General features: G+C 63.7%; 6 protein-coding genes and 2 pseudogenes. 5 read left to right on the top strand and 3 right to left on the bottom strand.

What is annotated here, in order from left to right; genetic code table 11:
• The 5 genes and pseudogenes from ACFTZB_RS40740 to ACFTZB_RS40720 all read left to right on the top strand — a co-directional run.
• A pseudogene (locus ACFTZB_RS40740) lies at positions 1 to 453 on the top strand (N-methylproline demethylase); the annotation flags it as partial.
• A 23-nt stretch (positions 454 to 476) separates the two neighbouring features.
• A complete protein-coding gene (locus ACFTZB_RS40735) occupies positions 477 to 1,874 on the top strand; it encodes a protoporphyrinogen/coproporphyrinogen oxidase (RefSeq protein WP_378440876.1) in 1,398 nt (465 codons plus the stop codon).
• The gene (locus tag ACFTZB_RS40730) at positions 1,867 to 2,628 is read left to right on the top strand and encodes an SDR family NAD(P)-dependent oxidoreductase (protein WP_378440874.1); all 762 of its coding nucleotides are present in this window, start codon (positions 1,867 to 1,869) and stop codon (positions 2,626 to 2,628) included. The genes ACFTZB_RS40735 and ACFTZB_RS40730 overlap by 8 nt, the downstream gene beginning before the upstream one ends.
• Before the next feature lie 148 nt (positions 2,629 to 2,776).
• Complete coding sequence (locus ACFTZB_RS40725) at positions 2,777 to 4,216, top strand: MFS transporter (RefSeq protein WP_378440873.1); 1,440 nt, start codon at positions 2,777 to 2,779, stop codon at positions 4,214 to 4,216.
• Positions 4,217 to 4,364: 148 nt separating this feature from the next.
• The gene (locus tag ACFTZB_RS40720) at positions 4,365 to 4,661 is read left to right on the top strand and encodes an SDR family NAD(P)-dependent oxidoreductase (protein WP_378440871.1); all 297 of its coding nucleotides are present in this window, start codon (positions 4,365 to 4,367) and stop codon (positions 4,659 to 4,661) included.
• A gap of 15 nt (positions 4,662 to 4,676) precedes the next feature.
• Here ACFTZB_RS40720 and ACFTZB_RS40715 read toward each other — a convergent pair whose 3' ends face one another.
• The 3 genes and pseudogenes from ACFTZB_RS40715 to ACFTZB_RS40705 all read right to left on the bottom strand — a co-directional run.
• Positions 4,677 to 5,489, bottom strand: coding sequence for an IS5 family transposase (locus ACFTZB_RS40715; RefSeq protein ID WP_378440878.1), 813 nt, complete (start codon positions 5,487 to 5,489; stop codon positions 4,677 to 4,679).
• 158 nt (positions 5,490 to 5,647) lie between these two features.
• Complete coding sequence (locus ACFTZB_RS40710) at positions 5,648 to 6,565, bottom strand: tyrosine-protein phosphatase (protein WP_378440869.1); 918 nt, start codon at positions 6,563 to 6,565, stop codon at positions 5,648 to 5,650.
• A gap of 316 nt (positions 6,566 to 6,881) precedes the next feature.
• Positions 6,882 to 7,202: pseudogene (locus ACFTZB_RS40705) on the bottom strand (hypothetical protein); the annotation flags it as partial.

Genomic DNA, 7,202 nt, shown 5'->3' with positions numbered 1-7,202 from the left:
GACGCCGGCGCCGAGGTGGAGGTCGTCACCCCCGAACGCATCATCGCTCCGCTGGTCGGGGGGTCGAACTACCCGGCCTATCTGAAGAATTTCGCCGAGCACTCTGTGCGCACCACCCTGGGTGCCCGGGTCACCAAGGTCGCCCGCGACGCCGACCGCCGCCTCACGGTCACCCTCGAGGACGAATACGCCCACACCACCGTGACCCGCACCGTCGACCAACTCGTCGTCGAACACGGCACGGTCCCGGTCGACGACGTCTACTTCGAACTCAAGGACCGCTCCCGCAACCACGGGGCCGTCGATCAGGACGCGCTGCTGCACCTGCAACCGCAGACCCTCGTCGCCAACGAGGACAGCACCTTCCAGCTCTTCCGCGTCGGTGATGCCGTCTCCAGCCGCAACATCCACGCCGCCATCCTCGACTCCAACCGCCTGTGCATGGCGATGTGAGTCTCACAGTGAAAGAAGACATCATGTACGACGCAATCATCGTCGGCGGTGGACTCGCCGGCCTCTCGGCCGCCCACCGGCTTCGGCACCGCAACGTCCTGCTGCTCGAGAAAGAACCCCGCTTCGGTGGCCGGATCCGCTCCGAACGCCGCGGCGACTACTGGCTGAACTGGGGCGCCCACGTCTACAACGGCCCAGGCACCGCCACCGGCGACCTGATGAGCTCCGTCGGCATCGATTCGACCCCGGTGCCGGGCAGCCTCGCCGGGTTGGCGATGAACGGAAAACTGCTGACCTCCGGGCGGGTGGAGACCTATCCGTTCCGGGTGCCGATGTCCTGGTCCGACCGCGCCGCCCTCATGCGCGCCGGAATCAAGGTTCGGATGGCAGTGATGAAGTACGCCAAGGTCGCCGCACCCCGCGACGGCGAGGACTACCGGGTTCGCCAGCAGCGAATCTACGACTTCCTCGGCGACAAGACCTTCACCGACTTCGTCGGTGACCTGCCCAACGACGCCGACGCCCTGTTTCGCCCTACGGTCAGCCGCTCCGCCGGCGACCCCGAACAGGTCTCCGCCGGCGCCGGCGTCGGCTACTTCCACCTGGTCTGGGACCGCAGCGGCGGACTGTGCCGCAACATCGTCGGCGGACCCTCGACGCTGACCGAGACCATCGGCGCCGGACTCGGCGAATCGGCCAAGATCGGCGCCGACGTCACCGAAGTGATCCACAGCAAGAACCACGTGATCGTCCGCTACCGCCACGACGGCAAGGACCACGAGGCCAAGGCCCGCTACGCAGTGCTCGCGACCACCGCCCCGGTCACCTCCAAGATTGCCCCCGACCTCGAGACCGACGTCCGCGACGCGCTCAGCAAGATCGTCTACGGTCCCTACGTCAGCGCCGCCTTCCTGACCAACGAAACCACCCCGCAACGGTGGGACTCCTCGTACGCGATCGCCACCCCCAAGCGCGCGTTCAACGTCTTCTTCAACATGTCCAACACCACCCGCGCGGCGGAACCGGTCCGCGGCAAGGGCAGCAGCATCATGGCGTTCTCCCCGGCCCGTTTCGCACGCCCGCTGATCGACCGCAGCGACGAGGAGATCCTCGACACCTACTACCAGGACCTCGACGACATCTTCCCCGGCTTCCCCGGGCAGGTCGAGGAGGCCATCGTCCAGCGGTGGCCACAGGGCCTGGCGTACTGCTTCCCCGGACGCGGCACACTGCAGCCCACCCTCACCCGGCGCGGCAGCCGCATCATGCTCGCCGGCGACTTCCTCGGCACCTGGTACACCGAGACCGCGGTGCAGTCCGGCTTTGCTGCCGCCCAAGACATTCTCAGCGCCCTGGCGACCCCGAGCGCCGTGCGCCCCCTCGATGCAACCACCACCCTGATCGGAGAAACTCATGGCTGACCTCACCGGGAAGGTAGCCCTCATCAGCGGCGGCTCCCGCGGACAGGGCGAAGCGGAGGCACGACTGTTCGCCGAGCGTGGCGCGAAGGTCGTCATCGCCGACATCCTCGACGACGAGGCGGCGAAGCTCGCGGCCGACATCGGCGCAGATCGCGCCCTCGCCGTCCACCTCGACGTTAGCGACGCCCAGCAGTGGGCCGACGCCCTGGCCGCCGGAATCGATGCCTTCGGGCACATCGACGTGCTCATCAACAACGCCGGCATCTACTACCAGAACCCCATCATCGAGACCCCGGTCGAGCGATACCGGCGCATCATCGAGGTCAACCAGATCGGCGTGTTCCTCGGCATGCAGACCCTTGCACCGCACATGGCGACGATCGGTCACGGCTCGATCATCAACATCGTCTCGGTGTCCTCGTTCGCGCCGCTGGACTACACCGCCGCCTACGCATCGACCAAGTCCGCGCTGCTGGCGATGTCCAAGGCTGCGGTCGGCGAACTCGGGCCCCAGGGGATCCGCGTCAACATGATCCACCCCGGTGGGGTGGCCACCGAGATGGGCGCACCGCAGGGCGCCGTTCCCACCGAATACTCCAAGGCCCCTCTCGGTCGCATCGGTCAGCCCCGCGAAATCGCCACGGTCGCAGCATTCCTGGCATCCGACGACAGCTCCTACTGCACCGGCGCTGAAATCCTCGTCGATGGCGGTTGGACCGTCGGAACCCGCAATCCGTGGACCACCACGGACTGATCGACACAGATTTCCGGTCACAGAGCGCCTCCTGACCACCTCTGACCGGAACAACACGGTGCGGAGCGCGCGACGCTCCCAATGCTGCGAGATCGTGTGCTCCGCACTGTATTACCAATATGTCCCGCCACATCGTGGATGCGACTGAATGGCTGATTCGGCGATCCTGCCCGACGGCGGCCACCCCAACCCCTCGACTCACCCACATCGGGAGATGAGCACCATGACCTATTCCGTGATCGACGAAGCCCCATACGGGAAGTTTCACCGCAAACTCGTACTGCTGTCCTCCGGTGGACCCTTCCTCGACGGCTACATCCTCGGCAACATCGGCGTCGTCATCGTCGGCATCCAGAACCAACTGCACCTGACGTCAACCGAACTCGGTATCGTCGGAGCCGCAGCCCTGATCGGACTGTTCATCGGCGGCCTCGGGTTCGGCCGGCTCACCGACGTAATCGGCCGAAAACTAATGTACACCGTCGATCTGGCTGCCCTACTGGTGGGTTCGATTCTGTGTCTCTTCGTGCAGGAGGGGTGGCAGCTGATCGCGCTGCGGCTGATACTCGGCATCGCGATCGGAGCCGACTATCCCATCGCGACAGCGATGCTCTCGGAATGGTTGCCGCGCAAAGAGCGCGGCCGGTGCATGGGTCTGTTGATGGCGTGGTGGTTCATCGGAGCATCCGCCGCCTACATCGTGGGCTACCTGTTCGTGCAGGCCCTCGGTGACGACGCCTGGCGGTGGGTACTCGCCAGCGCAGCGGTTCCCGCGCTGCTGATCATGATCGCCCGCCACGGCACCCCCGAGTCACCGCGCTGGCTGATCAGCAATGGGCACCGCGAACAGGCTCGCGTGAACATCGCCTCCGCCCTCGGCCGTGAGCCCAGCGAACGCGAACTCGATCTGCTCGCCGAACAGGAAACCCCCACCGGCATGAACTTCTGGAGCTCGTTCAAGAAGCCGTACGGTAAGCGCACCCTGTTCGTGACCCTGTTCTGGACCTTCCAGATCATCCCACTGTTCGCCCTCTACACCTTCGGCCCGACCATCCTCGCTGCCTTCGACATGTCCGAGGACTCCGTGCTCGGGTCGCTGTTGATCAGCCTGGTCTTCCTGATCGGTCTGGTCCCCGCGATCAAGCTGATCGACCGGGTCGGCCGCCGGCCGCTGATCATCTGGTCGTTCGCGCTGATGATCATCCCGCTGACCGTCCTCGGCCTGGCCCCGTACGCTGCCGCTCCCATCGTCATCGCCTGCTTCTGCCTGTACGCACTCTTCTCCGGTGGACCCAGCATCCTCGAATGGGCATACCCGACCGAGCTGTTCCCCACCGAAATCCGCGGCACCGCAGTCGGAATCGCAACCTCCGCCAGTCGGATCGGTGCTGCGGTCGGCACCTACCTGCTGCCGATCGGGCTCGATCACCTGGGTCTGGGAACAACCATGCTGCTCGGCGCCGGCATCACCTTCGCGGGTCTGATCGTCTGCATTGCCTGGGCACCGGAAACGAAGGGCCGCTCCCTCCAGGAGTCCTCGGGCCTGGGAAAACTCAAGCCGCGGGCGGTTGACAGCGCCGCCTACTGACACACCACCAACCCGGTGCGCGTCCCGTACGCGAACCGGGTTCCCCTCAAGAAGCGTCAGAGGACAACCGTCAGAGAGCGTGAGATGACAACCGCGGAACCTCCGTTGCCCCGCACACCCGACCGTTCGTCGTACCGGCCCCGCGTCCTTGTCACCGGCGTCGAACAACCCGAAGGTTGCCCACACCGCCCGACTCCTCGCCGATACCGGCTGCCGGGTCATCGCCCACAGCTTCTCCGCCGACGCCGCCGAGGCTGTTGCCGCCGAGATCACCGCAACCGGTGCCACCGCCTACCCGGCCGAGGCCGACTGGCCATCGAAACCGAAGTCGACAGGACCTTTCACACACGTCGAGACTCACCACGGCGGAATCGATGCACTGATCCATACCGCCTGGCTGCCCGGCCCAGAAACCACCGCGCACAACCTCTCAGAGCGCGTCTGAGAACTCCGGGATGCGTCACGCCGTGCGGGCGAGTCGGCGTGACATGGTGGCGATCATGGCGATGTAGACCATCGCTTCGTGATGGTCGGGCCGCGTCTCGTAGTCACGGACACAGCGCCGGTGTTTACAGATCCAGGCAAAGGTTCGCTCGACTACCCAACGCCGGAGAAGAACCTTGAACCCTTTGACATCGTCGGTTCGCTTGACAACCCGAACTGTCAGAGGCACAATCTGTTTCGACCAGTCGATCAGCCGTCCGGCATAGCCGCCGTCCGCCCACACCAGGCTGATCGTCGAGAATCGGGCACGCAACGCGGCCAGCAGTCGGATGGCACCGTCACGGTCCTGGATCCCGGCCATGGTTACCACGACCGCAAGTAGCAGCCCGTTGGTGTCGACCGCGATATGACGTTTGCGGCCGTTGTTTTTCTTGCCCGCGTCGTATCCTCGGCTCGACCGGGCCACCGTGTCGGCGCCCTGCACCGACTGGGAGTCGACGATCGCCGCGGACGGCAGCGGGTGTCGACCGCCCTGGACCCGCGCCCGATCACGTAACGCGTCGTGAATCCGCTGCCATACTCCCGCGCGGACCCAGCGGGCGAAGATCGCGTACACCGTGGTCGCGGGCGGGAACTCCGCCGGCAACTGCCGCCAGGCGATCCCACCTCGAACGACATAGAAGATTGCATCGAGTGCGAGACGGCGGCAGTGTTTTTCGGGTCGACCACCGCTGCCGGTGGTGTTGCGGGGTGGAGGTAGTAGTGGTTCGAGAATCGCCCATTGAGCGTCGGTCACCGAGGACGAGTAGACCGCGCACCGATGCCCGATCCCCGGGTCCGGGGTAGGGCATGACGGACACAGTGCGATGAGCGATGATGGCAAGTGAACTCCTGGTCGGGTCGTGGCGTAAGCACCTACTGGCCTACCAGGAGTTCACCCATTCCTCACCAGTCACACGCCGATCACCCCGAGTTTTCAGATGCGCTCTAACTGGTGAGCTTGGTCTTCAACGCTGCGATACTGTCCGGTGTGAGTCCAAGCCCCATCGTGAGGTAGTTCTCGAAGGTGCCAAAGATGGTGCTGATCTCGTCGAATCCCGCCTGAAGGAATTCTGGGGAGACTCCGTAGATAACTCGCACAGCGGCTCCGGCTTGCTCACCATCCGAGGCTGTCGTCTTGGCGACGACCGACTCGATCGAATCCTTCGAGTATTCGTTGGTGAGAAGGTAGTTACTCATCACTGTTGCGTCATCGACGCCCGCGATCTTCAGCAGAACCGCGCTAGCCCACCCGGCTCGGTCTTTGCCCGCGCTGCAGTGAATAATTAGTGGGCCGTCGGTGACGGCGACATCGGTGAGTAGCGCCCCGAATTGTGCTCGCATAGCGGGGTCCGTCACGATTTTCCGATACGCGCCGGTAACCATGTTCCGTGCGCCTTCGGGAGTGGAGAGATCCACGGACGAGAGTACGGTTGCGGTCTTGGTGCCGCCAGACACATCAATATTTTGGTACCTCGCGCCCGCCGGAACACGGTCGGGCTTCTCGGTGACTTCTGCGGGTGTCCGCAGATCGAATACTGTCTTTATACCTAAGGAATCCAATGCTGCGGCGTCCGAGTCGTTGGTCGTCAGCGCATTGGAGCGGTAGACAACACCCTCGCGAACGCGTCGTCCGTCGGATGTGATGTACCCGATGTCGGGCCCAGCTAGATCGCGGAAATTGTTGGCAGAAATTAGTATTGGGGCTTTGGTTGGAGCTGTCACGTCGACCAATTGCGAGACTGTGACCGATGGGGGCAAGGCGCTCAGGGTGCTGTCAGGGGTATCTCGGCTGCATCCCGCGAAGGTGATAGTCAACGCCGCGATGCTGACGCAAACAGCCGTCGTTTTGTTTGTGGTTCTCATTGGTTACGCCTCTCCATTTCGATTTCTTCGGGCCATCAATGCGGTAGAACCGAGAATGATCCGCATCCCGGGTGAGGCCATCGATCAATGATAAATCTGCATATTCTATATCATTACAGCGAAATACCGGACATTGTTGACTTGGCTGATGGCAGGGTTTCAATCCTATTGATCATCGGTGGTGGATAGTTCCCGGCTTTGACGTCGTTTTTGTCCAGATGGGACAACGTGGTGCCGTCGCCGATCGATAATCGCCAACTTTTATCTCTGATGCACCCGTGCGCACCACATCCATCATGTTGACGGACAGACTCGATCAGATTAAGTGAGACATGTCCTTGTCTGCGATCTTCGGTGTCGGCGCTGTCCGGAGGGGGCTATCCGACTGGGGATCGGAGGTCGGTGGTTCCGATCTGGGCTGCCGGCGGCCGTGTGGAATCAGTAGGGAGACGATCAATCCGAGGGCTCCGACGGCGGCTGCGGTGAGGTAGGCCGCCTGGAATGCATCGGGTGTGTATACCGGTGAGCCGGCCACGACAGCTGCCACGGAACTGCCGAGGATGGCGAAGATCAGTACTTGCACCACCGCGCCCGCAATCGAATTGACCGATGCGTTCATGCCGAGGGCGACGCTTCG

Origin of the sequence: Rhodococcus sp. NPDC057014, from assembly GCF_042673295.1 — a bacterium.
GTDB lineage: Bacteria > Actinomycetota > Actinomycetes > Mycobacteriales > Mycobacteriaceae > Rhodococcus_F.
This window is presented reverse-complemented; position numbering and strand designations above follow the sequence as displayed.